General features: G+C 74.7%; 1 protein-coding gene. It reads left to right on the top strand.

All coding sequences use genetic code 11. The features are described from left to right. On the top strand, positions 1-320 hold a 320-nt coding region (locus KVP70_RS33545), incomplete at both ends, for a condensation domain-containing protein (RefSeq protein ID WP_217946751.1).

Here is a 320-nt window from a genome sequence, read left to right as displayed (position 1 = left end):
AGCGCGACGGCGCCCCGGTCCAGGCCATCGCCGCCGCCGGCCACGGCTTCGCGCTGTCCCTGCACGACCTGCGCGCGCTGCCCGGCCACGAACAGGACGCCGCCGTGGCGCGCCTGCGCGCCGACGAGGCGGCCCAGGCCTTCGACCTGGCCGCCGGCCCGCTGGTGCGCGGCCGGCTGCTGCAACTGGCCGACGACGAGCATGTGCTGCTGCTGACCCAGCACCACATCATTTCCGACGGCTGGTCGATCGGCATCATGGTGCGCGAAGTGAGCGCGCTGTACGCCGCCTTCAGCCAGGGCTTGCCGGACCCGCTGCCG

It is taken from the genome of Duganella violaceipulchra (genome assembly GCF_019166075.1).
GTDB classification, from domain to species: Bacteria; Pseudomonadota; Gammaproteobacteria; order Burkholderiales; family Burkholderiaceae_D; genus Rugamonas; species Rugamonas violaceipulchra.
This window is presented reverse-complemented; position numbering and strand designations above follow the sequence as displayed.